Annotated in this window: 26 protein-coding genes; 12 read left to right on the top strand and 14 right to left on the bottom strand. The window is 53.2% G+C overall.

Going from position 1 to position 24,869, the window contains the following annotated elements:
- Positions 1-6 precede the first annotated feature (6 nt).
- The 4 genes from AURMO_RS00245 to AURMO_RS00230 form a co-directional block, all read right to left on the bottom strand.
- The gene (locus AURMO_RS00245; RefSeq protein WP_110232609.1) at positions 7-1,383 is read right to left on the bottom strand and encodes an FAD-binding oxidoreductase; all 1,377 of its coding nucleotides are present in this window, start codon (positions 1,381-1,383) and stop codon (positions 7-9) included.
- Positions 1,380-2,144 carry an SDR family NAD(P)-dependent oxidoreductase gene (locus AURMO_RS00240; protein ID WP_110232608.1) on the bottom strand — a complete coding sequence of 255 codons (765 nt, stop codon included), beginning with the start codon at positions 2,142-2,144 and terminating at the stop codon, positions 1,380-1,382. Before AURMO_RS00240 ends, AURMO_RS00245 begins: the two co-directional genes overlap by 4 nt.
- A gap of 9 nt (positions 2,145-2,153) precedes the next feature.
- The gene (locus tag AURMO_RS00235; protein WP_204163620.1) at positions 2,154-3,116 is read right to left on the bottom strand and encodes a VOC family protein; all 963 of its coding nucleotides are present in this window, start codon (positions 3,114-3,116) and stop codon (positions 2,154-2,156) included.
- Positions 3,117-3,195: 79 nt separating this feature from the next.
- Positions 3,196-4,422: a multidrug effflux MFS transporter gene (locus tag AURMO_RS00230; protein ID WP_110232607.1), complete on the bottom strand. Its 1,227-nt coding sequence runs from the start codon at positions 4,420-4,422 to the stop codon at positions 3,196-3,198.
- A gap of 142 nt (positions 4,423-4,564) precedes the next feature.
- Between AURMO_RS00230 and AURMO_RS00225 the strand changes: the two genes are divergently transcribed.
- From AURMO_RS00225 to AURMO_RS00190, 8 genes are all read left to right on the top strand, one after another.
- The gene (locus AURMO_RS00225; protein WP_162532609.1) at positions 4,565-5,473 is read left to right on the top strand and encodes a LysR family transcriptional regulator; all 909 of its coding nucleotides are present in this window, start codon (positions 4,565-4,567) and stop codon (positions 5,471-5,473) included.
- Between the two features lie 143 nt (positions 5,474-5,616).
- Positions 5,617-6,738, top strand: coding sequence for an FAD-dependent monooxygenase (locus AURMO_RS00220; protein WP_110232605.1), 1,122 nt, complete (start codon positions 5,617-5,619; stop codon positions 6,736-6,738).
- A 9-nt stretch (positions 6,739-6,747) separates the two neighbouring features.
- Positions 6,748-7,299, top strand: a complete 552-nt coding sequence (locus AURMO_RS00215; protein ID WP_110232604.1) for a cupin domain-containing protein — start codon at positions 6,748-6,750, stop codon at positions 7,297-7,299.
- 8 nt (positions 7,300-7,307) lie between these two features.
- Positions 7,308-7,724: a VOC family protein gene (locus tag AURMO_RS00210; protein WP_239406893.1), complete on the top strand. Its 417-nt coding sequence runs from the start codon at positions 7,308-7,310 to the stop codon at positions 7,722-7,724.
- Positions 7,721-8,530: an SDR family NAD(P)-dependent oxidoreductase gene (locus AURMO_RS00205; RefSeq protein WP_110232602.1), complete on the top strand. Its 810-nt coding sequence runs from the start codon at positions 7,721-7,723 to the stop codon at positions 8,528-8,530. The genes AURMO_RS00210 and AURMO_RS00205 overlap by 4 nt, the downstream gene beginning before the upstream one ends.
- A 17-nt stretch (positions 8,531-8,547) precedes the next feature.
- Entirely contained in the window at positions 8,548-9,699 is a 1,152-nt protein-coding gene (locus AURMO_RS00200; RefSeq protein ID WP_204163619.1) for an alpha/beta hydrolase family protein, read from the top strand.
- Between the two features lie 92 nt (positions 9,700-9,791).
- Positions 9,792-10,100, top strand: coding sequence for a DUF2218 domain-containing protein (locus AURMO_RS00195; protein ID WP_110232600.1), 309 nt, complete (start codon positions 9,792-9,794; stop codon positions 10,098-10,100).
- A gap of 103 nt (positions 10,101-10,203) precedes the next feature.
- Positions 10,204-11,748: an FAD-binding oxidoreductase gene (locus tag AURMO_RS00190; RefSeq protein WP_110232599.1), complete on the top strand. Its 1,545-nt coding sequence runs from the start codon at positions 10,204-10,206 to the stop codon at positions 11,746-11,748.
- On the opposite strand, the gene AURMO_RS00185 is transcribed toward AURMO_RS00190, so the two are convergent.
- The 4 genes from AURMO_RS00185 to AURMO_RS00170 are packed head-to-tail and all read right to left on the bottom strand — an operon-like array spanning position 11,749 to position 15,078.
- Positions 11,749-12,528, bottom strand: coding sequence for an SDR family NAD(P)-dependent oxidoreductase (locus AURMO_RS00185; RefSeq protein ID WP_110232598.1), 780 nt, complete (start codon positions 12,526-12,528; stop codon positions 11,749-11,751).
- Positions 12,528-13,700: an acetyl-CoA C-acyltransferase gene (locus AURMO_RS00180; protein WP_110232597.1), complete on the bottom strand. Its 1,173-nt coding sequence runs from the start codon at positions 13,698-13,700 to the stop codon at positions 12,528-12,530. The genes AURMO_RS00185 and AURMO_RS00180 overlap by 1 nt, the downstream gene beginning before the upstream one ends.
- Positions 13,701-13,720: 20 nt before the next feature.
- Positions 13,721-14,362, bottom strand: coding sequence for a CoA transferase subunit B (locus AURMO_RS00175; RefSeq protein ID WP_110232596.1), 642 nt, complete (start codon positions 14,360-14,362; stop codon positions 13,721-13,723).
- 2 nt (positions 14,363-14,364) lie between these two features.
- Complete coding sequence (locus tag AURMO_RS00170; RefSeq protein WP_204163618.1) at positions 14,365-15,078, bottom strand: CoA transferase subunit A; 714 nt, start codon at positions 15,076-15,078, stop codon at positions 14,365-14,367.
- Positions 15,079-15,381: 303 nt separating this feature from the next.
- On the opposite strand from AURMO_RS00170, the gene AURMO_RS00165 reads away from it, so the two are divergent.
- From AURMO_RS00165 to AURMO_RS00155, 3 genes are read left to right on the top strand one after another with little or no spacing between them, the layout of a single operon-like run.
- Positions 15,382-15,813 (top strand): Lrp/AsnC family transcriptional regulator, encoded by a 432-nt coding sequence (locus AURMO_RS00165; protein ID WP_110232594.1) that lies wholly within the window; start codon positions 15,382-15,384, stop codon positions 15,811-15,813.
- Between the two features lie 33 nt (positions 15,814-15,846).
- Entirely contained in the window at positions 15,847-17,430 is a 1,584-nt protein-coding gene (locus AURMO_RS00160) for a phytoene desaturase family protein (RefSeq protein WP_110232593.1), read from the top strand.
- Positions 17,431-17,438: 8 nt separating this feature from the next.
- Positions 17,439-18,074, top strand: a complete 636-nt coding sequence (locus AURMO_RS00155; RefSeq protein WP_110232592.1) for a LysE family translocator — start codon at positions 17,439-17,441, stop codon at positions 18,072-18,074.
- 9 nt (positions 18,075-18,083) lie between these two features.
- On the opposite strand, the gene AURMO_RS00150 is transcribed toward AURMO_RS00155, so the two are convergent.
- The 4 genes from AURMO_RS00150 to AURMO_RS00135 form a co-directional block, all read right to left on the bottom strand.
- Complete coding sequence (locus AURMO_RS00150) at positions 18,084-19,166, bottom strand: Fic family protein (RefSeq protein ID WP_110232591.1); 1,083 nt, start codon at positions 19,164-19,166, stop codon at positions 18,084-18,086.
- A gap of 98 nt (positions 19,167-19,264) precedes the next feature.
- Entirely contained in the window at positions 19,265-20,662 is a 1,398-nt protein-coding gene (locus AURMO_RS00145; RefSeq protein ID WP_110232590.1) for a dihydrolipoamide acetyltransferase family protein, read from the bottom strand.
- A 10-nt stretch (positions 20,663-20,672) separates the two neighbouring features.
- Positions 20,673-21,653, bottom strand: coding sequence for an alpha-ketoacid dehydrogenase subunit beta (locus AURMO_RS00140; RefSeq protein WP_110232589.1), 981 nt, complete (start codon positions 21,651-21,653; stop codon positions 20,673-20,675).
- A complete protein-coding gene (locus AURMO_RS00135; protein WP_110232588.1) occupies positions 21,653-22,789 on the bottom strand; it encodes a thiamine pyrophosphate-dependent dehydrogenase E1 component subunit alpha in 1,137 nt (378 codons plus the stop codon). Before AURMO_RS00135 ends, AURMO_RS00140 begins: the two co-directional genes overlap by 1 nt.
- Before the next feature lie 109 nt (positions 22,790-22,898).
- Between AURMO_RS00135 and AURMO_RS00130 the strand changes: the two genes are divergently transcribed.
- The gene (locus tag AURMO_RS00130; RefSeq protein WP_110232587.1) at positions 22,899-23,297 is read left to right on the top strand and encodes a phage holin family protein; all 399 of its coding nucleotides are present in this window, start codon (positions 22,899-22,901) and stop codon (positions 23,295-23,297) included.
- On the opposite strand, the gene AURMO_RS00125 is transcribed toward AURMO_RS00130, so the two are convergent.
- Positions 23,298-24,629, bottom strand: coding sequence for an alpha/beta hydrolase (locus AURMO_RS00125; protein ID WP_110232586.1), 1,332 nt, complete (start codon positions 24,627-24,629; stop codon positions 23,298-23,300).
- The gene (locus AURMO_RS00120; RefSeq protein WP_110232585.1) at positions 24,629-24,856 is read right to left on the bottom strand and encodes a hypothetical protein; all 228 of its coding nucleotides are present in this window, start codon (positions 24,854-24,856) and stop codon (positions 24,629-24,631) included. Before AURMO_RS00120 ends, AURMO_RS00125 begins: the two co-directional genes overlap by 1 nt.
- Positions 24,857-24,869: the final 13 nt, after the last annotated feature.

Raw genomic sequence — 24,869 nt, 5'->3', positions numbered from 1 at the left:
GTTCTCCTAGAGTTCCCAGTGGTTCTTGTTTACCGTAGCGGGGTCGGCAGCCAAGTAACGAACAAAGCGACCTTCAGGGTCACGCTTGGCAATAATCTCTTGCAACTTGGCGTAGTTTTCATCCGCCATGAACTTGAGCTGACGGTTTGTCATGTCACTGTCTCCGAGATACTGGCCCACGGTCACAGGCTGTGCCTCTGCCATCGCGTCGTTCAACCAGGTGCGGTAGTACTGGTCATCTTTTTCGTCTTCATAGACGAAATAGCAGGAAACGTATCCAGGCGACTGGAGCGAGAAGGCCATATCGGGAAGTGGACGCATCAGACCATTGCCCATCCAGATAGTGAATGCCTTTTGTGAGGGAACCTCAGTGAAAAGTTTCTTGAGGCTCTTCGTCACGGTGGTGAATTCACCCTCGACCCACATGTTGTCGCAGTACCAACGGTGATCTTCAGGGTTCATCTGCAACTGCATCTCGCGGTGAGATTCCAGTGAAGACTCCATGCAGGGTTCGTTCACAATGGCACGGTCAAGAATCGGGTTGAGTTGGAACGGAGCAAGAGCTGCTTCGGCTTCTTCACGTGAGTTCACCAATGCGACCGCGGTGATGATGAATACGCGACGAGGGGTGTCAAACATTCCTTCAGGAGAGGTCTGGCTCACCGCAACGATTTCTACCGTGTCCGTGATGGTGGGTTCAATTTCCTGAAGCCAGGTGAAGGCTTCATCGAAATCTTCGAGTTCAAACATCTGAACGGAGTGCCCCAAGTAAGTGAATCGTTCGCGAGTCTGCAAGTGGAACTTCACCACGATGCCGGGGAAAGATGGTCCTGCACCACGAGCAGCCCAATACAGGTCCTCGTTCTGAGTTGCATCACAACGAATCAATTCACCGTCAGCATTCACCACATCAAGGGCAACAATGTGCTCGGCTGCCCAACCCCAGCCGCGCTGGTTCCAGCCCTGGCCACCCTGCAGCAAGAACCCACCGATACCAACGGGTGGGCAGTGTCCACCGTTGAGGAATCGTCCACGTTCTGCGAGGAACGGGTCAAGTTGTGCACCACCTTGAATGGAGGGGCCGGCTGAAGCAATACCCGTAGCTTCATCAAATGAGGCCTTGTTGAGGTGTTCCAGGTCGATCAACAGAGTGTTGTTCTGAACGCTCCACACAGCCCAGGAGTGACCACCTGAACGAACGGTGACGCTGAGGCCATTGTCCTTGGCCCACTTGACTCCATCTGCAACGTCCTGCTCATTTTCAGCAACAAGGACAGCCTCTGGACGTCGGTCGCTCGGACGTCGAATGTTGAAAACTCGGCTAAAGACGCGCTCTTCGAAATCGGGGCTGACTGACTTAACTAATTTGTCTTCGATGCTCATCCGAGAACCGACCCTCCTCCATCAACCACGAGGTTGATTCCAGTAATCCAAGACGCTTCATCAGAAGCGAGGAATAGTGCTGCGTTAACAATGTCTTCGGGCTGTCCCACACGCCCCAGAGGGATTCGTGCGATGTTGTCCTTGAACGGCTGCGGGCCGCCCTCTATCAACCAGGCAGTAGACGGCGTCACCGTGAAACCGGGGCTGACACAGACCACGCGAATGCCATGGGCACCGCCCTCAACAGCGAGCTGTTGAGTGAGGTTGATCACACCGGCTTTTGCAGTTCCATGAGCATTTTGTGGCATGAACTCAACACCACGGGTGCCGGCAATAGAACCAACGTTGACGATCACGCCCTTGCTCTTCTTGAGGTAAGGCCACGCTGCTTTGGATGCATAGAAAACGAGGTTGAGCTCGTTATTCATGACGTAATCCCAGTCCTCAATGGAGAGTTCCTCAATTGAACCGAACTTGGGGTGGGAAGCGTTGTTATAGAGGATGTCTATTCCGCCATAGACTTCCGCGGCAGCATCAATCCAGGCGGCAGATTCTTCTGCGTTCGAAAGGTTCACTGGTGCGAAGTTGGTTATTTCTCCGCCAGCGGCTTTCACAATGGCAACTGTTTCTGCTGCGCCTTCTTCGAAGAGATCGCAACCGACAACTTTGGCACCTTCTGCCGCGAAGCGCAATGCAGATTCACGGCCCATACCGCCACCAATACCGGTGATCAGAGCGACTTTGCCCTGGAGTCGAGACATGTTGTTCCTTTAGACAGGAGGAGCTACGAAAAGGCCGTTGTCGACATCATTGAATGATTCACGAGCTACAAACTCACTCATTGCGTTTGCAGTTCCCCACTGATCCTGAGTAGTGACCTGAGTCACGTCCAACCTACTGGGGTGCCAGTTGTCTTCATCTTCAATTACTGCGAGCTCCGTGGTGAACTCCATCGTGTTCCCGGAGGGGTCAATGAAGTAGGCGAAAGTGTTGTCTCCAGCATTGTGGCGACCAGGTCCCCACACCATGCGAGCACCAGAGCGGAGAATTTTGCCTGTTCCGCGCATCCATTCCTCAACGCCGCGCATCTCGAAGGAGGCGTGGTGCAAAGAAGGGTGTGGGCCTTGAGCAATTGCAAGTGAGTGGTGAGCGTTATTGCAACGCATGAAGTGCATCATGTCGCCCATGTGGGGGTGCACCAAAGTGTCACTAACTGCGAAATCCAAAGCATCAATATAGAACTGAGTGGTTTTGTCTAAACCTGTTGTGTTGAAAACCACATGAGAAAGTTTGACCGGTACAGGCTCTCGAGGGTTAATCTTGCGGCTTTCACGAAGTTCAACATCTGTCGAAACCTCAATGGTGCGGCCATCAATATCAAAGAATCGGAAGCCGTAGCCTCCTCCGAGCTGGGTTAGTTCCTGAGGTTCATGAACAAACCGAACATCCATGGCGTGAAGTTTTGCGGCGAGCGCGTCCACATCAGCACGGGTGTGTGCCCCGAAAGCAACTAGATCGATGCGCTTTTCTCCGCGGCGTAGGCGAACCGAGAAAGGTTCAGGAGACCCTTCTGCTGCGAGGTATGCGACCCCATCGGCTTCTTGAACTAGTGTCAAGCCCCAGTGCTTCGTGTAGAACTCAAGCTGCTCGTCGTACTTTGGTGTTGCCAAAGCGAGGTAACGAAGGTGTGAAAGCTGGCGCACCGTCATGGTGATCTCCTCAATTCGCTGCATAAACTCCACTGTGAGTTCTTGCTCATTTAGAGACTAGGACGATAGTCGTCACGTGTGAACTCAGCTGCTGGAATACCACCTATTGGGTTGGTGATAGCTGACTAATATTCTTGAGATATTTGTTTCCTGCAATGAGTCCGGTTAAAGCCAACAATGTATAAGTCATGGCAACTATTGCGAATGGAAACAGTGCGTTCTTGCCCCCTAAACCGACCAAAGGTGCTGCAAGAGCGGCGCACATAAATTGAAGTGCTCCAGAAATAGCTAGTGCTGTTCCGCTTGATTGCCGAACTTCTCTGAGGGCAAGTGCCGTTGCAGGCCCAAAAATGAACCCCATGCTCGAGGCCATTACGAAAAGGGCGGGTAAGAGAATCCACGCATTGACAATTCCAGTTATCGCCATCAGCAAAACAATTAGCCCTGCAGAAACTTGTATAGAAACTCCGATACGAATAATGCGATTGGGGTCCCAAACTTTCGCTAATCGCGATGTGAAAAAACCGGTCAAAACGAGTCCAGCACCATTGATGGCGAATACGAGTGTGTATTGAATAGGCGAAAACCCCAACAAGCTTTGAACTATAAAAGGGGAAGCGCTGATGTAGGCAAACATCATTCCAAATCCAAACCACAAAGTCATTGAGAAATAAAGGAAATTTCGATTTCTCACTACGTGGAGTCCTGTTTTGAGCATCCCTATGAGACCTCCAGCGTGACGTCGCTCAGGTGCGAGTGTCTCAGGAACAAGGAAGTACACCAAAACCAGAATAACTATGGATGCCGCTGCGAGCAGCCAGAAGATTCCCCGCCAATTCCCCAAGATGCCCATTGCAACAGCGCCACCCAATGGACCAGCAATTGGTCCCAGTCCAGCGATTAATCCCAAAATCGCAAAAATCCTCGCGGCCTCCCGCCCGCTGCTGAGATCTGACACCACAGCACGCCCGACTACAAGCCCAGAGGCTGCGCTTATGCCCATAACTGCACAGCCAATTGCAAGGCCTGAAATAGTTGGTGAATTTGCACTCACTGCCGCGCTTACTGCCATCGTTGCTGTTCCAAGAAGCAGGAGTTTGCGTCTTCCGTATCTGTCCGAAAGTGAACCTAATATCAACTGCCCCACAGCCATCCCAATAGTGAATGCAGATAACGTAATTTGAACTCGGGCCGCCGTTGTATGGAGGTCTTCTGCAATCACCGGGAAAGCGGGTAAATACATGTCCGTCCCAAATGGCCCGAGCACCCCTACGGCCCCCAACGCAATGATCATGGAGACGGTAACAAGCCCTTTATAAATCGCGGTCATGTTGCCAGTCTGTGTGGAGACGATTGACTGCACCAGTTAGTTGTAGTGATACCACCTATACATGCTGGAGCTAGGCTTGGCATCTCCAGTTGTTACCCTTGAACTTCAGACGACAACGCAAAGATGCTTGAAAGGATTTGAGATGACCTTCGCAGGTAAAGACCTCAACCTCCTTATTGCGTTGCGTGCACTGCTCGAAGAAGCAAATGTCACACGGGCTGGCGATCGTATTCAAATGGGGCAGTCCTCAATGAGCTCTGCCCTGTCACGTTTGCGCACGCAGTTTGGCGATGAGCTCCTCGTGCGCGTTGGACGAGACTATGAGCTGACTCCATTGGCGAGGTTGTTGCTCCCGCAGATACAGATGACGTTGCCGCTGATTGAACAAGCCCTGGGGAGCGAAGCCCCCTTCGACCCTCAAACTTCTTATCGGACCTTCACTTTGATGATGTCCGACTTCGCAGCGCTTGAACTAAAAAATGTATTTGCTCTGGCACTCCTAGCCGCTCCAGAAATTCGGATTGACCTTCTGCCTCTCCCGACAAATCCGACCGACAGCCAGCGTGACCTGCTCAAAAATGACTTCATTGCGGCTGTTCCAGGAATCGGTATTGAAGGAGAACACTCAGAACTCTTTGTGGATGAGTACGTCTGCTTGATCGACAAAGACAATCCAGCACTTGTTGATGGTCAGTTGACCTGGGAAGCATTCACTAACCTCCCCCAGGCTGTCTGCGATTTTGGCCAAGCACACCTCACCCCAGCTGACAGAAAGTTGAGAGAGCTTGGGTTCTCTCGCGAAGCTCACGTGAAAACGACAAGCTTTATGCCCTTGCCCTCAGTGGTTTCAGGAACAGAGCTTGTGGCAATAGTGCCCAAGCGACTTGCAGACCGATTTGCCAGCACTTCAAACACCATCGGTGTACCCACTCCATTCGACAAAGTAGTCATCATCCAGACACTGTGGTGGCACGCCTCACACAACACTGACCCTGCGCATGTCTGGTTGAGAAACATCCTGACCAGCACAGCGCCTGCAGCAATCAACTAGCCATATAACTAAGGCTGGGCTGTTGCACTATGCCTGTTCCGCATAGCTATCATCACTGCTAGTTACTTCCCCGCTTTCTCTCCTGCCAATAGCGTGACAAATAAGCAGCAACGACGCATGGCTTGAAATGGAGACGGATCGACATGACCGTAAAGAATGTCCTCGTAATCGGTGGCGGAGTAACCGGAACGGTTGCCAGCATTGCCTTGGCACAAAAGGGCGTCAAAGTAACGCTCATTGAGATTTCACCTGAGTGGTATGGAGTTGGCCACGGAATTACCGTTCAAGGTAACGCCCTCAAGGTTTTCCAAAACATTGGCGCACTCGACCGCATGCTTGAACACGGTCTGGGCTTTAATGATCTCAACGTCAAGCACGCAGATGGCCACACCTTGGTTCACATGGAAGCGCCTCACACTGGTGGGCCCGATCTTCCCTCCACCATGGGTGCGTTGCGTTCAGACCTTCAGACAGTTCTCGTAGACATGATTCACGACCTCGGGGTTGAGGTACGTCTAGGAACTGAAATGGTCTCGTTCGTCAACAAAGAAGACTCTGTCGATGTCACCTTCAACAACGGCACGACTGAGAACTTTGACCTTGTCGTCGCTGCTGATGGCATCAAATCGAAGACCCGCAAGATGCTCGGCAGCAAGCATGACAAGCAGGCCACAGGACTGGGCATCTGGCGAGTGGTTACCAAGCGCACCCCTGAAATGACTTCGTCTGCCGTCTTCTACGAAGGCCCTGAGTACAAGGCTGGGTACACACCGATCTCTGAAGACCTCTGCTACGCCTATGTCCTCACCGATCCAGTGCGTCCCGATAACGGTTTGAGCAACGCTCAAGAAATGAAGCGCCTCCTCGAGGGTTACCACGGAGAATTTGATTTCATTCGCGAGAACATTCAGGAAGACGATTACATGAACTTCCAGCCCATTGAATGGCTTTTCGTAGATGACGAGCCTTGGCACCAGGGTCGTGTCATCATGGTCGGTGACGCCGTTCACGCATGCCCACCCTTGATCGCTCAGGGTGCTGCTCAATGTTCTGAAGACGCATACTTGCTCGCTGAGTACGTCACGCGCGAAGGAGACATGGAGACCCTTCTTACCGAATACACCGAACGTCGTAAGCCTCGAGTCAAGATTGTTGTCGATGCTTCACTTCAGCTTGTTGAGTGGGAAATTCACCCTGATACTCCTGGTGCGAATCCCGCAAAGCTCATGGGTGAATCGCTCGGTGCTCTCACTCAGCCTGCATAAGGATTGTTCATGAGCTCAATTCTTCCAGAGGGAACCATCCCTCGACGTGTTGTTACCGGTCATGACGAGAACGGTGTTTCTGTTGTTCTCTCAGATGGAACAGTTCCTGTGCATCGAGTGATGCCTCAGGACGGTGTTGGCTTCTATGAAATTTGGCAAACAGACGCTATGCCGGCACCAGTTTCTGCGGTTGAACCCAGTGAGCCAACAGAACGCACCCTCCGCGTGCCACCTGAACCCAATGGCACGAAGATTCGCATCAATGAGTTCTTCCCTGGATTCATCAACGAAATCGGCAACCAATCACCGGTGCACCGCACCGAGTCGATTGATTACGGCATCGTGCTCGAGGGTGAAATTGTCTTAGTCCTGGATGACAGCGAAGTATCACTCAAGGCTGGCGATGTTGTAGTTCAGCGTGGCACTGACCATGCTTGGGCTAACCGGAGCGAAAAGGTCTGCCGCGTAGCTTTTATCTTGGTTGACGGTTCTTACACGCCAGAACTGAAGAACCTACTTCCTGCTGACGCGCAACTGATGCACAACGGTCCTCACGACTAGGTCTTGTGATGTTTCTTGACCACGTAGGACTCAGTGTTGCGGACCTCGACGCCCAAGCGTCGTGGTATTCGAACGCATTGGGTCTGGAGCAGAATACGTCTTTTGAGGTCGAATCACTTCAACTTCGTGGGATGTTTCTGACCAGCCCCTCAGGGATAGCGATTGAACTCTTACAGCGGTCTGGTTCACGCTCCGGATTGCAGGCGTCAAGCCCAGCAGAAGCATTACTGACACAAGGTTATGGTCATATCTGCCTCCGGGTTGAGGGCGTTGATTCATTACATGCCCAACTGCTTGCAGCAGGGGCAACTGAACGAATGGCGCCTCAGCAGTCGCCAGAACCTGGTGTTCGTATGTCATTTGTTGCAGATCCTGAGGGAAACCTTATCGAACTGCTCGACCGCAAGGGACCAGTTGGCTCATGAATAAACCTCTAGAAATTCCTGGTATTGCAGGTAAAACTGTCGTGATTACGGGTGCCGCCGGCGGCCAGGGCGCTGCAGAAACTCTTGTGCTCTTAGCCTCAGGTGCAACTGTCATTGCTACCGACATTGTCTATGCTGCACCTGAATCTTTACTCTCAGCAGCTGAAGGACTTCCCGGAACCCTGTATTACCAGCAACTTGATGTCGCGGCTGAGTCAGGCTGGGTCAACGTTGCTGACTTTGCTGTAGGTCTGGGTAACGGCGTTCAGGGTTTGGTCAATAACGCGGGAATCCCTTTCCGAGGCCGTATTGGCGAAGTCAAGCTTGAAGACTGGAACCGAGTCTTCGCAATCAATACAGCCGGGCCAATGTTGGGTATTCAAGCAATTTCTCCGTTAATGGGACCTGGCTCTTCTATTGTGAACGTGGGATCAGCCGCTGCTCTCAACGCTCATTACACCGCTGCTTACACCTCGAGCAAGTGGGCGCTTCGCGGCTTAACACATGTAACCGCTACAGAATTTGGTCCTCGCGGGATTCGAACAAACATTGTTCACCCGGGATACATCGAAACTCCCATGATGGCCGCGGCTCCAGCCATCATGACGGATGCACAACTGGCGCTCACACCACAAGAACGAACAGGCCAGCCCGAAGAAGTTGCCGCAGTTGTGGCATTCCTCATCTCAGACGCTTCTTCCTACGTCAACGGCGCAGAAATACCTATTGATGGTGGCTTCACCTCTTCGGCAGGTGTCAAATACATGTCAGATCTCATCAAAAACTCACAGCAGAACTCAAAGTAAGGACACAGCAAATGTATATGTACTTCCCCACAAACTACGTTTGGAGTCTTGCCGTCGTCGCAACTCTCAACAACGGAGGATTCATCGACGAGGTAGACCGTGCGTGCAAGCCTGTCCTCGAAGCATCTAAGAATGGTGACGACGCAGGAACTGAGGAACTCTACGCTGCCTGGGTTGCAGTAGCCGACCGTCTGATTGCCTCGGCAGAGGACGATGAGAAGCGTGGGCGCATCATTGGTGCAGGAGATAAGTATTACCGTTCTTCCCTTTACGTTTCACAGTCAGAGCGACTCCAGTCCCCAACGTGGGAAGGCCGCAAGGCTGCTTACCAGAAGAGCATGGACCTGCTTCAGAAGCACGTTGACCTCAGTGGCGCGCCGATGACACGTGTCGAAATACCTTATGAGGGTTCGCACATGCCCGGCTACTTCTACCAGGCCGAGAGCCTGGATGGTAAGCCCACCCCTGTAGTTATTCAGTGGAACGGTTTCGACTCCACCAAAGAGATGATGTACTACTCGGGCTTCCCCCAGATGCTTGCCCGACGCGGCATTTCTACCCTGATGGTGGACACACCAGGTTCAGGTGAGGCCCTGCGTCTGCGCGGACTCACTGCTCGTCACGACACCGAAGCTTGGGCTTCCGCCATCATTGACTTCACTGAAGGCATAGACGGTATTGATAGCGACAAGATTGGACTCGTGGGCTGGTCATTGGGTGGTTACTACGCCCCTCGTGCTGCAGCATTCGAGAAGCGCGTGAAGTTGGCTGTTGCGTGGGGTGCAAACCACAACTGGGCTGAGGTTCAGCAAGGTCGCCGTAACCGTGAAGGTGAAAACCCTGTACCTCACTACTGGGAACACGCATTCTGGGTATGGAATGTCGACAACATCGACGATTTCATGGAGGTCACCAAGGACATGCACCTCAATGGTGTTGCCGAGAAGATTACCTGCCCGCTTTTGATTACTCACGGTGCTAACGACCGCCAGATCAACGTGAAGTACGCGCAGCAAACTTACGATCAGGCTGTAAACAGCTCAAAGCGTGAACTGCGTATTTTCGATGAGCCCGAAGGTGGCACTGAACACATCAGCATCGACAACATGCCTTATGTTGCCGGCTACATCGCTGACTGGGTTGCAGAAACTTTCGCTGAACTGTCCTAGTTCAGTCGAGTAAGACCGAGGCGCCCACACCAGCAAAGTCGTGGGCGTCTCCGTTTTCCCCTGTCTAGACATAATCCAAGGAGAATAAGTACATGTCAGACTTTACGCTTTCCGAACACGCAGACATCTCCATCGAGCGCCCCGAACGCTACGGCAAGCAGCTTGCCTCACACATCTCCCACAAAACTGAGGTTTCAGAGATCGAGGGCGGCTGGCAGGCCAAGATTCGCACCGGTGAAGGAAAAATCCTGCCTCAGACAGAGACTCTGGTTCTTGAAGCACAAGCTCACGACGAAGAAACCCTCGCCATCGTCAAAGATGTTTTAGAGCATCACTTACGAAAGTTCGCAGCCAAGCTGGAGCCATTTGATGTCCATTGGGAAAAGACCTCCGAGGTATAGCCAGTTGGTATGAAGGCATCGGGGGAAGAGAGTACAACAACTCACTTCTTCCAGCTATAAATAGAACAGGGCAAGGGTGCCCAGTTTTAAAGGGAGTTCAGCAATGTCGATTATTCAGGCAGCTTTTGCAGCAATCGTTGGTGATGAGAATGTTCTCACCCCAGAAACTGAAGGCTTTGAAGCACGCCACAGCGATCCCTACGCTTTCGATCCTGATTACAAAGCTGTCTCGCCCGGAGCCGTTCTTCCCGCGAATACTTCCGAAGTCCAAGCTATTGTCAAAGCAGCAAATGAGCTTGGTGTTGGACTTTGGGTGGTTTCTCGTGGTCGCAATCTTGGGTACGGCGGAGCGATGCCTCGTCGTTCCACTGACTGGCTTCTAGACCTTGGTCGCATGAACAAGATTGTCTCTGTTGACGTTGAACTTGGATACATCGTTGTCGAGCCTGGTGTCAGTTTCTTCGCACTGTATGAATACCTTCGCGAAAATGACCTTCCGTACTGGGCTTCTGTTCCAGATCTTGGCTACGGAAGTCCTATTGGCAATGCCCTCGAACGTGGTTTTGGATACTCAGCACATGGCGAGCACTCAAAGTACCTTTGTGGCCTCGAAGTAGTTCTTCCTACGGGAGAACTCATGCGAACCGGCATGGGCGCCGACGCTGAATCAAACGCCACATATGTCTACAAAGGTGGGAACGGTCCTGACGTCATCGGTCTTTTTCAACAGTCGAATTTAGGAATTGTGACTCAAGCTGGAATTTGGCTTCTCCCAAAGCCAGAAACCACGGCAGCGATCTTGGTTGCAGCAGCAACCCAAGAGGGCCTTGCCGATTTGGTCGACACCATCCGTCCGCTTCAGCTCAATAACACTATTGACTCCAACGTCATTATTGGCTCTGGTCTTGCTGTTGCATCTGGCATCATGCCTCGTGCTGCAATCTTTCAAGGCGAGGGCCCCATGCCTTTCGAAGCAATTAAAGCCGTTACTGAGAAAATTGGCGTCGGAATATGGAACGCCAAATTTGGCATCTACGGAGACGACGCAATCGTGAAGGCAAAAGTCGCCGCAGTCGAAGCAGCAGTGAGTTCGAACCTTCCTGATGCGAAAATGAGCGTTCATTACTACGACGACACAGTCACCATCGAAACCGCTCACCCAGGCGATCGAGGACAGTTGGGTATCCCTTCAGGTGACCTTATCCAGATGGCTGCATGGCGAGGTGGAGAACCTGCTCATACGGACTTCTCAGTGGTTGCTACCACTCGTGGCTCAGAGGCACAGCGCCTTGTGGATCTCGTGAAAGAGACTGTCAACAGCTATGGCCTCGACCATGTTGGTGGGTTCACGATGTTCGGTCGTCACGCCATCATGTTGAACCTTCTTGCATTCGATAAGTCCAACCTCGAAGAACAAGCACTTATCAATACTGTTTTCGCTGAACTAATCGAAAAGGCTGATGCGGCTGGCTTTGCTCCCTACCGAGCACACCCTGCTTTCATGGACCGCATTTCAGATGCCTATGACTTCAACGATCACTCACTGCGTAGGTTCATCACGACTCTCAAAGATGCCGTTGACCCTCGAGGAATCCTCAATGCAGGAAAGCAGGGAGTTTGGCCCAAAGGGGAACGTCCCAAGAAGTAACTAGCCAGGAAGTACTGCAGACCAGCCACCGTCAACCATTAAATTGGCACCGGTGACGTACGCAGCTTCTTCGCTGGCAAGGAACACAACACAGTTAGCGATCTCTTCGACTGTTCCCACTCGTTTGAGCGGAATGTGTTGCGCAATGCTTGCCATAGGGTGATCGGGGGCAAGTAAATCTTTCGCGGTTGCAGGCGTTGCAACCATGCCGGGACTGACCGAATTTGCGCGAATACCGAATTGGGCGCCCTCACCCGCTAGTTGCTTGGCCATCGCAATAACTCCGCCTTTGGTAGCGCTATGAGCAATCCTTGTGTTGGTTACTGAACCCGTCACACCCGCCGTTGAACCCACTAGAACAATGTTCCCTTGTGAGCTCTTCAGAGCTCCCCACGCTGCTTTGACGGGGATAAACACCACATCAAGCTCATGGGCTAAAACAAAATGCCATTCGTCCAGACTGACTTCAGAGATTGGGTTGAACTTAGTAGCACCCGCATTCGCAAACAGCACATCAATGCCGCCTAAATCTTCGACGACAGAGTTGATCCATCGCGTCGTTGCTACTTCATTTGTGAGATCAACTGGTGCAGTTGAATACATCGTTCCACCAGCAGTACGAATGAGTTCTGCAGTTTCCTGATTGGCCGTCTCGTTCAAATCACAACCAGCGATGATGGCGCCCTCTGACGCAAACTTCAATGCAGCCGCTCTGCCCAGTCCCCCACCGGTTCCCGTAATGGCAACAACCTTGCCAGTGAAGCGGTCTGCGCGAGACATTAGAGTGCCTCGAGAACCACTGCGGACCCTTGACCGCCACCGCCACAAATGCCGGCTGCTCCGATCTTGCCTGCTCCCAAATCCTTGAGGGTGCGAGCGAGGTGCCCCACGATACGAACACCAGAGGCCCCAATAGGGTGCCCTAAGGCGATTGCCCCTCCATGAATGTTCACTAAGGCTGAATTGATGTTCAGGTCTCGCGTGGACTGAACACCCACCGCTGCGAAGGCTTCATTGATCTCTACAGCTGAGAGATCTGACGTGCGTAACTTCTCCTTTGCTAAAGCTGCTTTGATTGCATTTGAGGGCTGTGAATGAAGTGAATAGTCCGGTCCACTAACGAATGCTGTAGACAACACTTTTGCAATTCCTGGGATCCCTGCATTTGACGCAGCCTTGTCACTCATCAAGACAACCGCCGCTGCACCATCAGTGAGCTGGGAAGAATTACCGGCGGTGATGGTTCCTTCCGTGCCAAACGCGGGTCGTAACTTGGCCAATGACTCTTCCGTGGTTTCTGGTCTGACTCCATCGTCGCTGGTTAGTGTCACTGTCCCACTTCGAGTGGATATCTCAAAAGGAGCAATCTCCCCGGACAAGAACACTTCAGAGGCAAATGCTCGTTGGTGGGAACGTGCTGCTACAGCATCCTGATCTGCCCGTGTGATTGCGAGGGGTGAAATGTAATCTTCGGTGGAAGACCCCATCGAACGAAGCTCAAAAGCATCAGTCAAGCCATCGAATTCGAGGGTGTCAATCATCGTAACTGGGCCATACTTTTTACCGGCACGTGAACCAACCCACGCATGAGGAGCAAGAGACATTGACTCTTGGCCTGCGGCCACGACGACGTCAGCTTCGCCTGACTCAATCAAGCGAACACCGGCAGCGATTGCTTCGATTCCTGAGAGGCACACTGCGTTGAGCGTCATGGCGGGTGTGCTCAACGGGATGCCTGACTGAACCGCAGCCTGACGTGCAGGGTTCTGACCAGCGCCACCTTGAAGTACTTGCCCCGCATAGACGAGATCCACCAATTCTGGGCTGATACCTGCGTTGGATAGTGCGGCCTTGATGGCATGTGCCCCAAGGCTCACGGCACTCACACTCGATAGCGCACCATTCATTTTGGTAAAGGGGGTGCGGGCATATCCGACAATCAGAACAGACACAACAGCTCTCTTTTCTTAATCTATGCGGCTAGTTCGACGGTGAATGAAGCGCCTGTTTGTTCAGTAACGTCCTCAATGCTGACTCCAGGAGCTGTCGCTCGGAGTACTAGTCCGGTTAATGTGACATCGAAGACAGCGATATCGGAGATGATTCGATCCACGCACTTTGCACCGGTGAGAGGCAGATCACACTCAGCCACAATCTTGGGGGTGCCATCCTTTGCTACATGTTCCGTCACAACAATTACTCGTGGAGTTCCAGCAACTAAATCCATTGCACCGCCCATCCCTTTGACGAGTTTGCCCGGGATAGTCCAGTTAGCTAAGTCGCCATTGCCAGAGACTTGCATTGCTCCAAGAATGGCAATGGCAACGTGGCCGCCGCGAATCATGGCAAACGAAGTCGCCGAGTCAAAATAGCTGCCACCAGGGAGCAAAGTGACAGTTTGCTTACCCGCATTGATCAGGTCTGCATCCTCTTCTCCCTCAAAGGGGAAAGGCCCCATACCCAGAAGTCCGTTTTCGCTCTGCAAAGTGACCCGCACTCCGTCGGGAAGATGGTTTGCCACCAATGTAGGAATACCGATTCCCAGGTTGACGTAGTCACCGTCATTGAGTTCTTGGGCAGCAATGGCTGCCATCTCGTTTCTTGTCCAAGCCATATTTATGCCACCTCTGAAATTTTCTGGGGTCGTACAGTCCGCTGCTCAATGGCTTTGACCCGGGGATTGGACTGCAGCAAGTGCTGAACGAAAATTCCGGGTGTGACAATCATGTTGGGGTTGAGGTAGTCCTCCACGATGTCTTCAGCTTCGGCAACCGTTACTCGGCCACATTGCGCCACGAGGGGATTGAAATTTCGTGCAGTGTGACGATAAATCAAGTTGCCCTCTGAGTCAGCCATGTAGGCATGAACTAGAGAAAGGTCAGCCACAATGCCACGTTCAAGAATGTACGTTTCTCCGTCGAACTCTTTGTGCTCTTTGCCTTCGGCAACAGGAGTACCTACTCCCGTTTTTGTATAAAACCCAGGAATCCCAGAACCACCAGCTCGCATACGTTCGGCCAGAGTCCCCTGAGGAACAAACTCCACCTCGAGCGCTCCGTTGAGATATTGCTCAGCAAAGAGTTTGTTTTCTCCCACATAGGAAGCGAGAACTTTCTTAACCTGCTTGTTCTCCAACAGAATGCCGAGGCCTTTCCCGTCCACTCCCATGTTGTTGGAGACGATGGTCAAATCAGTAGCACCTGAATCACGCACCGCCTCAATCAGATCAGTAGGATTCCCACTGAGTCCGAACCCACCTACGGCGATTGTTGCGCCATCAAAAACGACCTGCCGGATTAAATCGGCAGCAGAAGATCTAATTTTGGACATCATTGTTCCTCACGCATCATTTCCTTATTCAATACTGGAGTTGAACGAGGAATATTCATGCACTGGGGGGTATCAGTAATCACAATGGAACCATTGCGGATTTTGGTGAATTCAAATTGCAGGTTTCCATTTGCAAAGCTTCTTCGCTACTAATTAGAGCTAAGTTCCATGTTGGAGATATCTGGTAGAGGATTCATTCCTCTTCAATCCGAACATTTGGATAACTTATGCTTTACCTTTTCCAAGCGCGGCTTGGGCGGTCTTCTAAACGCATCTATTTTGAACGGCTAATAAGCTCATGTCATGGACAACTTGGACCGTCGCATCATTGATCAACTGCGTCAGAATTCTCGAGCCGCCTATGGAGACATTGGTGGAGTCATCGGGCTCTCAGCTTCAGCGGTAAAACGTCGTGTTGACCGCCTGATGGCAGACGGTGTGATCCGTGGTTTCACCATCCACGTTGACCCCTCCGTGGAGGGCTTGGAGACGGAAGCCTATGTCGAGTTGTTCTGCCGTGGCACGGTCGCACCGGATGAACTTCGTCGCTTGTTAGAGGGAGTTCCTGACGTCGTGGATGCTGGAACTGTCTCAGGAAGTGCTGATGCCATTGTTCACATGCGCAGCCACAACATTGCCAGCTTGGAAGATGCGCTTGAGGCAGTTCGCAATGCACCCAATGTGGACCACACGCGAACTTCTATCGTGATGTCGCGTTTGATTTATCGCCAATAGTTCGCCCCCGAACGTCCCCACTAGGCTGGGATTATGAGCAAAGAAGCCTACGACGTCGTCATCGTCGGTGGTGGTCACAACGGTCTGACTGCCGCTGCCTATCTCGCTAAGACTGGCCGGTCTGTCCTCGTGCTGGAGAAGAGCGATCACCTCGGTGGTGCTGCTATTTCTGCCCAGGCATTTGAGGGTGTGGATGCCCGCCTGTCTCGTTATAGCTACTTGGTCAGCTTGCTGCCCCAGAAGATCATCGAGGACCTCGGTCTCGACGTGAAACTCATTCGTCGCCGCTATTCTTCCTACACTCCCGTTCCTGACAACCCGGAGGTGGGTCTGCTCGTGGACAACCAGGACTCTGCTGCGACTGCGTCTTCTTTCTCTCGTATTGGTGAAGCAGAAGACGCTGCCGGGTTTGAGAAGTTCTATGCCAAGACCATCACGTTGGCCAAGGCACTGTGGCCTTCTGTGACTGAACCGCTCGTCACTCGTTCCGAGGCCAAGGCCATCGTCGGTGACGACGCTGTCTGGGATGAATTCATCGAGCGTCCTCTGGGTGAAGTTATTGAACGCGACATCCAGGGTGAGATCGCTCGGGGTGTTGTCTACACCGACGGCATCATCGGAACCTTCTCGGCTCCCCACGATGCGAGCTTGGATCAGAACCGCTGCTTCCTGTATCACGTGATTGGTGGCACAACAGGTGACTGGGATGTTCCTGTCGGTGGCATGGGTGCCGTCTCGGGTGAGATTGCACGCGCTGCTCGCGTAGCTGGTGCAACTCTTGTCACCGAAGCTGAAGTCACCGCTATCGCACCTGCCGAGAAGGCCGGCGAAGCCGCCTCCGTTTTTTACAGCAAGGATGGCGTTGCTACTGAGGTGACAACGCCTTGGGTTCTCTCCAATGTCTCACCCTGGGTTCTCTCTGAACTTCTGGGCGAAACGCCTGAATCTACTTCTCGCCCAGAGGGAGCTCAGGTCAAGGTGAACCTGTTGCTCAAGCGTCTGCCCAAGCTGGCTGACCCTAACGTCACTCCTGAACAGGCTTTCGGTGGAACATTCCACATCAACGAGAGCTACTCTCAGCTGCAGACTGCGTTTGACGAAGCTGCTTCGGGCAAGGTTCCTTCGACCCTGCCCTGTGAGATTTACTGCCACTCGCTGAGTGACCCCAGTATCTTGGGCCCCGAGCTCCGTGCTTCTGGTGCTCAGACCCTGACCGTCTTTGGTATCCACGCACCTCACTCCCTGGTGAACCGCGAGAACAACGATGCTGTCCGTGCTGAGTTGCAAGCAGCTGTCTTGCGATCACTCAACAGCGTTCTGGCAGAGCCCATCGAAGACGTGCTGTTGCGCGATGCCAACGGTGACCTGTGTGTTGAAACCAAGACCACCCTCGACCTCGAAGATGCCCTCAACCTGACCGGCGGAAACATTTTCCACGGTCTGCTCTCCTGGCCGTGGGTTGAAGATGGAGATGACCTCTCCACTCCCGCGAAGCGCTGGGGAGTGGCAACGGAGTACCCAGGGGTCTTGCTCTGTGGTTCTGGTGCACGTCGCGGTGGTGCTGTCTCCGGCATTGGTGGCCACAACGCCGCCATGGCTGTGCTGGAAAGTAACTAATTCAGCCCATGCCTCCCATTGAGAACCTCATCGCGTTTAGCATCGCGGCGCTGGTGATCATTTTGATCCCCGGCCCCTCGGTGATGTTTGCCGTCGGGCGCTCGCTTGCCCTCGGCAAGGGCGCCGGTGTTCTCACCGTGGTGGGTAATGCGATGGGCACCTTGGTGTGGCTCATCGCAGTAGTTCTGGGTTTGGGTGCCATCGTGGCCAGCTCAGAGTTCTTGTTTTACGGCATCAAGTATCTTGGTGCTGCCTATCTTGCGTACCTGGGTATTCAAGCGTTCCGTCACCGCAAAGACCACGGCTTCGATGTGGATGCCACGGGTGCTCCGCAATCCAAGTTCAAGACATTACGTGAAGGCTTCTTCGTTGGCCTGAGTAATCCAAAGACCATGGTGTTCTTCACGGCAGTGCTTCCTGGCTTTGTGGATGTGAAGCAGGGCAATGTCATGCTTCAACTTCTGATCCTCGGTATCATCTTCGAGATCATCGGTATCTTGAGTGACTCGATGTATGCCATCGGTGCAGGGTTAGCCAGAGACTGGTTCGCGAAGGACGTGAAACGTCTTGCCATTGTTCAGGGCACCGGAGGTGTCCTGATTGTCGGTTTGGCCATCTGGGTGGCCTTCTTCGATTCTCTTTAGTCCCGGGACTTAGATTTCTCGCAGAATGTCGTAGAACCTTCTATTGATGAAGATTCGATCCCTGCCAACCTTTTTATCTTCTAATATCCCTGCTTGTTGAAGCGACTCAAGCCATTTGGTTGCAGTCAGTCGTGTGACACCACATTTTTCAACCACATCTGAAATTCTGCAAAAAGGTTTGGCAAACAAAACATTCACTAAGTACGGGTCATTACGAACACCAGGAACCTCACGGAAAAGTGCCACATAGGTGTTGTAGAGACTAAAGATCTCCTCCACGAGGTCTGTCGTTCTCTCACACGTTTCTCTCACCGCATTCAGCATGAACAGAATCCACTCTTCCCACGCTGCATTCTGTGTCACAGCGAGCAACTTGGAGTAATACTCCTCTTTGTGGGTAATGATGAACCGCGAGAGATACAGGATTGGCAAAGTCAGTAACCGCTTTTCGAGCAGAAAAAGGATGTTGAGCACTCGGCCGGTACGACCATTACCGTCGCTGAAGGGATGTATTGCTTCAAACTGGTAATGCATCACCGCCATTGCGATGAGGGGATCTAGCTCTGTTGTCGAATGTAAAAACTCTTCCCAATTGGATATCAATGAGTGAAGAACGTCTCTACCCTCAGGTGGCGTATAAACAGCAGCTCCAGTTGTTGCATTGCCAATAAAAGTTCCCGGCAACGTGCGAATGTCCATTTGTCGATTTTTTATTTCTGAGCACACATACTGAGCTACTGAAAAACTCAATGGTCGGGTATCTAAAAAGTCAATTGCAGAAAATACTGCCCTGCGATATCGAAACGTTTCTTTCAGCTCAGGGCTTGATGAAATCGTTTCGTTTTCAAAATGTTGAAACAGATCATCACGCGTCGTCAAGATATTTTCAATCTCTGAACTGGCTTGTGCCTCAATGAGAGGGAGTGCGTTCAACAAAATAACGGGCTCTGGAATAAACCTGACGACTTGATTCAGTGTTGCTAGTGCTGCGCGAGCCTCGGTGGTGGCCCTCAATACCTGCTTGGTCTCAATCTCTGTGGCAGGAGGCAACAATGGAAGGCTGTTATACGGCAGATCTGGGTTCCATTGCATGTAGCAATGTTATCTGAAATTCGGACATATGTATATTTTTTTGCAAAAACTATACATATTTTAGAAACATGTATATCTAGCTATACATATCTTCGTATTTAGTCGAGCAGCAGAGCGGGTTCTTCAACCACGCTGGCAACGTCAGCCAAGAAACGGCTTGCCACGTCACCATCAACAACACGGTGGTCGAAGCTGGCACCCAACGTGGTGACGAATCGTGGACGAACTTCTCCGTCAACAACCCAGGGCTTCTGCTTGATGGTTCCGAGGGCCAAGATGCCCACTTCACCGGGGTTCAAGATGGGGGTTCCGGTGTCCATACCAAACACACCGATGTTGGTAACCGTGATGGTTCCGCCAGCCATGTCTGCAGGTGAGGTCTTGCCGTCACGCGCATTCAAAGTGAGCTGCTCCAGAGACTGAGCCAGCTCAAGCAGGCTCATTTCCTGAGCGTCTTTCACGTTGGGAACAATGAGGCCACGTGGAGTTGCAGCAGCAACACCCAAGTTCACATAGCGGTGAACAATGATCTCTTTGTCGGTCCAGGTGGAGTTAACCGTGGGGTTGCGTCGCACTGCCCAGATGATGGCCTTGGCCAGAATCAGCAGTGGCGACACCTTCACACCCGCAAAGTCTGGAGAGTTCTTCAAACGCTTGACGAACTCCATGGTGCGGGTGGCATCAACGTCAACGAACACAGAAACGTGAGGAGCAGTGAATGCGCTCTGCACCATCGCTGTCGCGATGGCCTTGCGCACACCCTTGACCGGAATGCGCTCTTCGCGCTCTTCTGGCCACTCAGGTGTTTGGATGTTGCGGAAAACGCTGGCCTGAGACGCGTGACGAATCACGTCATCGCGCGTGATCTCGCCTGCAAGACCGGTTGCTTCCACCTCTGCGAGGTTCACATCCAAGTCTTTGGCAAGCTTGCGAATAGGGGGCTTGGCAATAACGGGAACTGCTTCGGTGACAGGCAGCGACGCAGGGCGCTTGGCAACAGGTACAGGAGCAACTGCCTGAGGAATTGGGGTTACTACAGCAGGTGCTGCGGGAGGAGTCGGTGCAGGTGCGTTACCGCCACGGCGACGACGCGTCGCAGCATGACCACCAACGCCATAGCCAACGAGAACACTTCCGGAACCTTCTTCTTTGGCGTCAACAGCCCCGTCGATCTCGCTGTCAGCGGTGACGAATACTTCATTCGCCATCGCTGCCTGAGCGAGGGTGGGTGTGGGAGAGGTCAGCATGGAGTGGCCGGCGGTTGCGATGGTGATGATGGCGGTGCCAACTTCAACTGTTTCGCCTTCTTGGGCAAGAAGTTCGCCAACCTGTCCCTCATAGGGGCTGGGCAGCTCAACGAGAGACTTCGCAGTCTCGATCTCAACGAGGACATCGTTGATGGAGACCGAGTCACCTGGCTTGACCTTCCACGAGACAATTTCTGCCTCGGTGAGACCTTCGCCAACGTCGGGGAGATAGAACTTAGACACCGTCATCTGGTCACTCCTAGTAACTCAGCACTCGGTCGACTGCGTCAAGGACGCGGTCCGAGTCGGGTAGGTAGATGGCCTCGAGCTTTGCTGGAGGGAAGGGGGTATCGAAACCGGTCACGCGCAGCACGGGTGCTTCGAGTGAGTAGAACGCCTTCTCGGTAATCGTTGCGGCAAGCTCGGATGCGAGGCTCACGTTGCCGGGAGCTTCCTGCGCAATGACACAACGACCGGTCTTGCGCACCGATTCAAGAATGGGTGCGTAGTCGATGGGCGAAAGCGAGCGAACGTCGATGACCTCCAGACTCATTCCCTCGGTTGCGGCAACTTCTGCAGCCTGCAAGAGAACGCTGACCATCGCTCCGTGGCCAATGACGGTGACGTCATTGCCGGGGCGAACCACGCGGCTGGCGTGAAGGGGGAAGTTGGAGGCCGAAGTATCCACATCTGCCTTGGGCCAGTAGCGGCTCATGGGCTCGAAGAAAATGACGGGGTCGTTCGATGCAATGGCTTCCTGAATCATCCAGTAGGCATCGTGAGCGTTGCTGGGGCTGACCACACGCAAACCTGCGGTGTGGAGGAAGTACGCCTCGTTGCTTTCCTGGTGGTGTTCAACCGCACCAATGTGACCGCCGTAAGGAATACGGATCACTACGGGGAACTGCATGGCACCCTCGTGACGGTTGGTCAGTTTCGCCAGCTGGCTGGTGATCTGATCAAAGGCGGGGTAAACGAAACCGTTGAACTGGATTTCCACCACGGGGCGGTAGCCACGCATGGCCAAACCGATGGCGGATCCCACGATGCCCGACTCTGCAAGAGGGGTATCGAGAACACGGTCTGCGCCGAATTCGGTCTTAAGACCTTCGGTCACGCGGAAGACACCACCAAGGGTTCCAATGTCTTCACCCATGAGGATGACTTTGGGGTCGTTCAACATTGCTTGGCGAAGACCGAGGTTGATTGCTTTACCTAAAGGAAGGTTTTCAATAGCCATTAGTGACCGCCTCCCTGCTCATCAAAGGACGCTTCGTAGTTGGCAAGCCATGCACTCTGCTCTTGCATCAAAGGGTGTGGTTCCGAGTACACGTGGTTGAACATGCTCGAAGGATCTGGGTTCTCCAGTTCAATGGTGCGGCGACGAATATCGCTGGCGAAGTCAGCAGCTTCTTGGTGAACCTCATCAAAGAAGGACTGCGGGGCACCCGCGTTACGCAGGAATGCTTCCATGCGAGAAATGGGGTCGCGGGCAATCCATGAATCCAACTCAGCATCGGTGCGGTACTTCGTGGGGTCATCACTCGAGGTGTGAGCACCGATGCGGTAGGTGTGAGCCTCAATCAGGCTGGGGCCCTTGCCGCTTCGAGCGTCATCGAGCTGCTTCGCGGTAACTGCGTAGCTAGCAAAGACGTCATTACCGTCGACCTGAACACCCGGAATACCGAAGCCTTCTCCGCGCTTGTAGAGAGGAACGCGTGCCTGAGTGCTGACAGGCACTGAGATAGCCCAGTGGTTGTTCTGGACGAAGAAAACCTGAGGAGTTTGGTAGCTGGCAGCGAAGACGAGCGCCTCGCTGACGTCACCCTGGCTGGTTGCACCATCACCGAAGTAGACAATGACGGCCTGGTCAGTGTCGGGGTTCCCGGTGTTGGTTGCGCCATCGAACTTGATGCCCATGCCGTAACCGGTAGCGTGCAGTGCCTGCGAACCAATCACGAGTGTGTAGATGTGGAAGTTGCCATGCTCAGGCAGGGTGGGATCCCAACCGCCGTGCGTCAGGCCGCGGAGAACACGAATGATTTCCAAGACATCGATGCCGCGAATCATGCCAATAGCGTGCTCGCGGTAGGCGGGGAAGATGTGGTCTTGCTTCTTGGTCGCGTGTGCAGAACCTACCTGCGCACCTTCTTGACCGTGGCTAGGAACCCAGAGAGCAAGCTGACCCTGGCGCTGCAAGTTGGTTGCTTCGGTGTCGAAGCGGCGAATGACGACCATGTCGCGGTAGAACTTGCGGTGGTCTGCTTCAGTCAGGCGCTGGAAATAGGGCAGAAACTCTTCTGCACTCGCGCTGGGGGCATAGTGTCCCTCGGGCGTGAGGAACTGCACCATGGGATCTAAAGTCTCATCGGCCATGTACCCAATCTATCCCGTCACAGCCCTCTGAACTGGTAGGTCTCCTACAATCTCTCGCGAAAACCGTAGGAGTATCCCAACTAAAGAACTCACCTGCCAGAATGGAGCTATGAAGTCTCTCCTGCTCTCTACCGTGATCAACGCAATTGCGCTCTGGCTCACCACAGTGATGATGCCTCAAAACATCCGCATCATCCCGGAAAACCAGCAGACCCTGGGTTACGTTCTGACCCTGGCTTTTGTGGCATTCATCTTCGGAATTGTGAACGGAACCATTGGTCGCGTTCTGCGCTTCCTCGCTTTCCCGCTGTTCATCTTGACCCTCGGTTTCATGGCTCTCGTGGTCAACGCCTTCTTGCTGCTGTTCGTTGCGTGGCTGACACAGGTTCTGGGCTTCGGATACGGCCTTGAGGTTGCTGGGTTCTGGGCCGGGTTCTGGGCTGCAATCGTGCTCTCGATTGTCAGCTGGATTCTGGGCCTCATTCTTCGCCCTGCTGCCGGGAAGTAATTACTGCACTCGATCTGCCCGCCATGTTGTGACGGTAGCTTTGCCCTGCATACGCTCGGTTAGTTGTTGTTTTCCCGCAGTAAGTTTGCTGTCGCCACTGCGATCCATCACAGCGGCTGTTTCCACATAACGCGAGAGATTATGGGCCGGCAATAACTCGCCTCGGGGCACTTGAGCTGTGGAATACAGCGACCTAGTCACGGTGAGGTGTGCTGCCGTGGCGGTAGGAACTGCAACTCCGCTCAAAGACGGAATAACATCCTCTGCATGTTCCACAGCAATCACGTTGACTTCTTCAGGAATGTCCACTTGGTGCAGGGGTGCTCCTACCGTCACCACATCACTCACCCGGTAGTCACCTGATGCAGCCAACTGCGCAGCAACAAGACCTCCCTGAGAATGTCCCACAATAATGACGTTGTCTTCCGCTGAGATTCCCGCTTCTCTCATGGCTTGAACAGCAGCGTTGTAGCTTCCAGAATCAAGCTCGGCGATGGCAGAGATGTTGCTGGTCATATCCCAGGGTTCGTTAGTGGGCTCCACACCCGCATCGATGGTTCCGCTGAGATAGACCACATACCCGCTCTCGTAGTGTTCAATCCTGATTTGGGACGCCCCCTCATCTGCTCGTGGAATACGAGAAATGAGATCTCGATACCCCTCCGGTGCTGGAGATTCACTTGTTGAATCCTGATGGACCCGGACTCGGGTTTCCTGCAGGGTTTTTGATCCCACAAGACCTAAACCCGCGATAGCTGCGCCGGCAACCAGGTCTTCGCCGGCAAGTGCTCCGCGCTGAGCAGGTTGAGGAAGGCCAAGCAGGCCGGCTACGAAGTCATCGGCGCCCGAGGTGAGATGAGCAGTTGCCTGAACAACCAGGGGTTGACTCAAGAACTGCCCTGAATCTGGAAGAGAGTGTTCCAGTCGGGTCACGAACTGATCAAACGGGCTTCCTGGTGTAAGTCGTCTGGCCGCGGCCAACGCAAGAACAATGGCTACTCCCCCGATAACTTCTGGGCCGAAGGAAGCAATCAATCCCGGTATTACCCGACCCAGATTCCACATCAGTGTGGAGCTCAGGTTCTCTGACACCTGGAGCAGGTAGTGCTCTCGCTGGGCATACTGCCGCGATCCCTCAGCCGTGGCTTGAGCAAGCTCACGAAGTTTCTGAGCAGCAATCTGAGCTCGATGAAAAGCCTGCTGGGCTTGTGGGGAAGTGAAAGCTAATGGATGTGCAGAGGCCAGTGCCTGCTCGAGTTGCCACAACCTGGCATGCACCCGCCCTGATAAATCATCGAGAGCGACAGTGTCGACGCCCGTGCCCACCCGCATCAGGACAACCCTGATTCTGCTGAGAGAACAGACCACCGTGCCTGGCGAAGCTCTGCCATAACGAGTTCAACATTGTGATCAAACGCACGTCGAGCAGGTCCAAACCACAACTGATCGGGCACGGCAGTGTGAAGCGTGACCACTGCAGCATCGAGGGCATCGGCGAGCGCCAGCCACTGGCCATGCCGGGCTGGCAGGGAGCCGGAAATGAGCTGAGGTTCAATCACGTGGACACTGTGC

The sequence above is a fragment of the Aurantimicrobium photophilum genome (assembly GCF_003194085.1).
GTDB lineage: Bacteria > Actinomycetota > Actinomycetes > Actinomycetales > Microbacteriaceae > Aurantimicrobium > Aurantimicrobium photophilum.
This window is presented reverse-complemented; position numbering and strand designations above follow the sequence as displayed.

Bases quoted from the DNA above. Each gene is read 5' to 3' on its own strand.
- AURMO_RS00245 (WP_110232609.1), bottom strand. From the start codon at position 1,383: ATGAGCATCGAAGACAAATTAGTTAAGTCAGTCAGCCCCGATTTCGAA.
- AURMO_RS00240 (WP_110232608.1), bottom strand. From the start codon at position 2,144: ATGTCTCGACTCCAGGGCAAAGTCGCTCTGATCACCGGTATTGGTGGC.
- AURMO_RS00235 (WP_204163620.1), bottom strand. From the start codon at position 3,116: ATGCAGCGAATTGAGGAGATCACCATGACGGTGCGCCAGCTTTCACAC.
- AURMO_RS00230 (WP_110232607.1), bottom strand. From the start codon at position 4,422: ATGACCGCGATTTATAAAGGGCTTGTTACCGTCTCCATGATCATTGCG.
- AURMO_RS00225 (WP_162532609.1), top strand. From the start codon at position 4,565: ATGACCTTCGCAGGTAAAGACCTCAACCTCCTTATTGCGTTGCGTGCA.
- AURMO_RS00220 (WP_110232605.1), top strand. From the start codon at position 5,617: ATGACCGTAAAGAATGTCCTCGTAATCGGTGGCGGAGTAACCGGAACG.
- AURMO_RS00215 (WP_110232604.1), top strand. From the start codon at position 6,748: ATGAGCTCAATTCTTCCAGAGGGAACCATCCCTCGACGTGTTGTTACC.
- AURMO_RS00210 (WP_239406893.1), top strand. From the start codon at position 7,308: ATGTTTCTTGACCACGTAGGACTCAGTGTTGCGGACCTCGACGCCCAA.
- AURMO_RS00205 (WP_110232602.1), top strand. From the start codon at position 7,721: ATGAATAAACCTCTAGAAATTCCTGGTATTGCAGGTAAAACTGTCGTG.
- AURMO_RS00200 (WP_204163619.1), top strand. From the start codon at position 8,548: ATGTACTTCCCCACAAACTACGTTTGGAGTCTTGCCGTCGTCGCAACT.
- AURMO_RS00195 (WP_110232600.1), top strand. From the start codon at position 9,792: ATGTCAGACTTTACGCTTTCCGAACACGCAGACATCTCCATCGAGCGC.
- AURMO_RS00190 (WP_110232599.1), top strand. From the start codon at position 10,204: ATGTCGATTATTCAGGCAGCTTTTGCAGCAATCGTTGGTGATGAGAAT.
- AURMO_RS00185 (WP_110232598.1), bottom strand. From the start codon at position 12,528: ATGTCTCGCGCAGACCGCTTCACTGGCAAGGTTGTTGCCATTACGGGA.
- AURMO_RS00175 (WP_110232596.1), bottom strand. From the start codon at position 14,362: ATGGCTTGGACAAGAAACGAGATGGCAGCCATTGCTGCCCAAGAACTC.
- AURMO_RS00170 (WP_204163618.1), bottom strand. From the start codon at position 15,078: ATGTCCAAAATTAGATCTTCTGCTGCCGATTTAATCCGGCAGGTCGTT.
- AURMO_RS00165 (WP_110232594.1), top strand. From the start codon at position 15,382: ATGGACAACTTGGACCGTCGCATCATTGATCAACTGCGTCAGAATTCT.
- AURMO_RS00160 (WP_110232593.1), top strand. From the start codon at position 15,847: ATGAGCAAAGAAGCCTACGACGTCGTCATCGTCGGTGGTGGTCACAAC.
- AURMO_RS00155 (WP_110232592.1), top strand. From the start codon at position 17,439: ATGCCTCCCATTGAGAACCTCATCGCGTTTAGCATCGCGGCGCTGGTG.
- AURMO_RS00150 (WP_110232591.1), bottom strand. From the start codon at position 19,166: ATGCAATGGAACCCAGATCTGCCGTATAACAGCCTTCCATTGTTGCCT.
- AURMO_RS00145 (WP_110232590.1), bottom strand. From the start codon at position 20,662: ATGACGGTGTCTAAGTTCTATCTCCCCGACGTTGGCGAAGGTCTCACC.
- AURMO_RS00140 (WP_110232589.1), bottom strand. From the start codon at position 21,653: ATGGCTATTGAAAACCTTCCTTTAGGTAAAGCAATCAACCTCGGTCTT.
- AURMO_RS00135 (WP_110232588.1), bottom strand. From the start codon at position 22,789: ATGGCCGATGAGACTTTAGATCCCATGGTGCAGTTCCTCACGCCCGAG.
- AURMO_RS00130 (WP_110232587.1), top strand. From the start codon at position 22,899: ATGAAGTCTCTCCTGCTCTCTACCGTGATCAACGCAATTGCGCTCTGG.
- AURMO_RS00125 (WP_110232586.1), bottom strand. From the start codon at position 24,629: ATGCGGGTGGGCACGGGCGTCGACACTGTCGCTCTCGATGATTTATCA.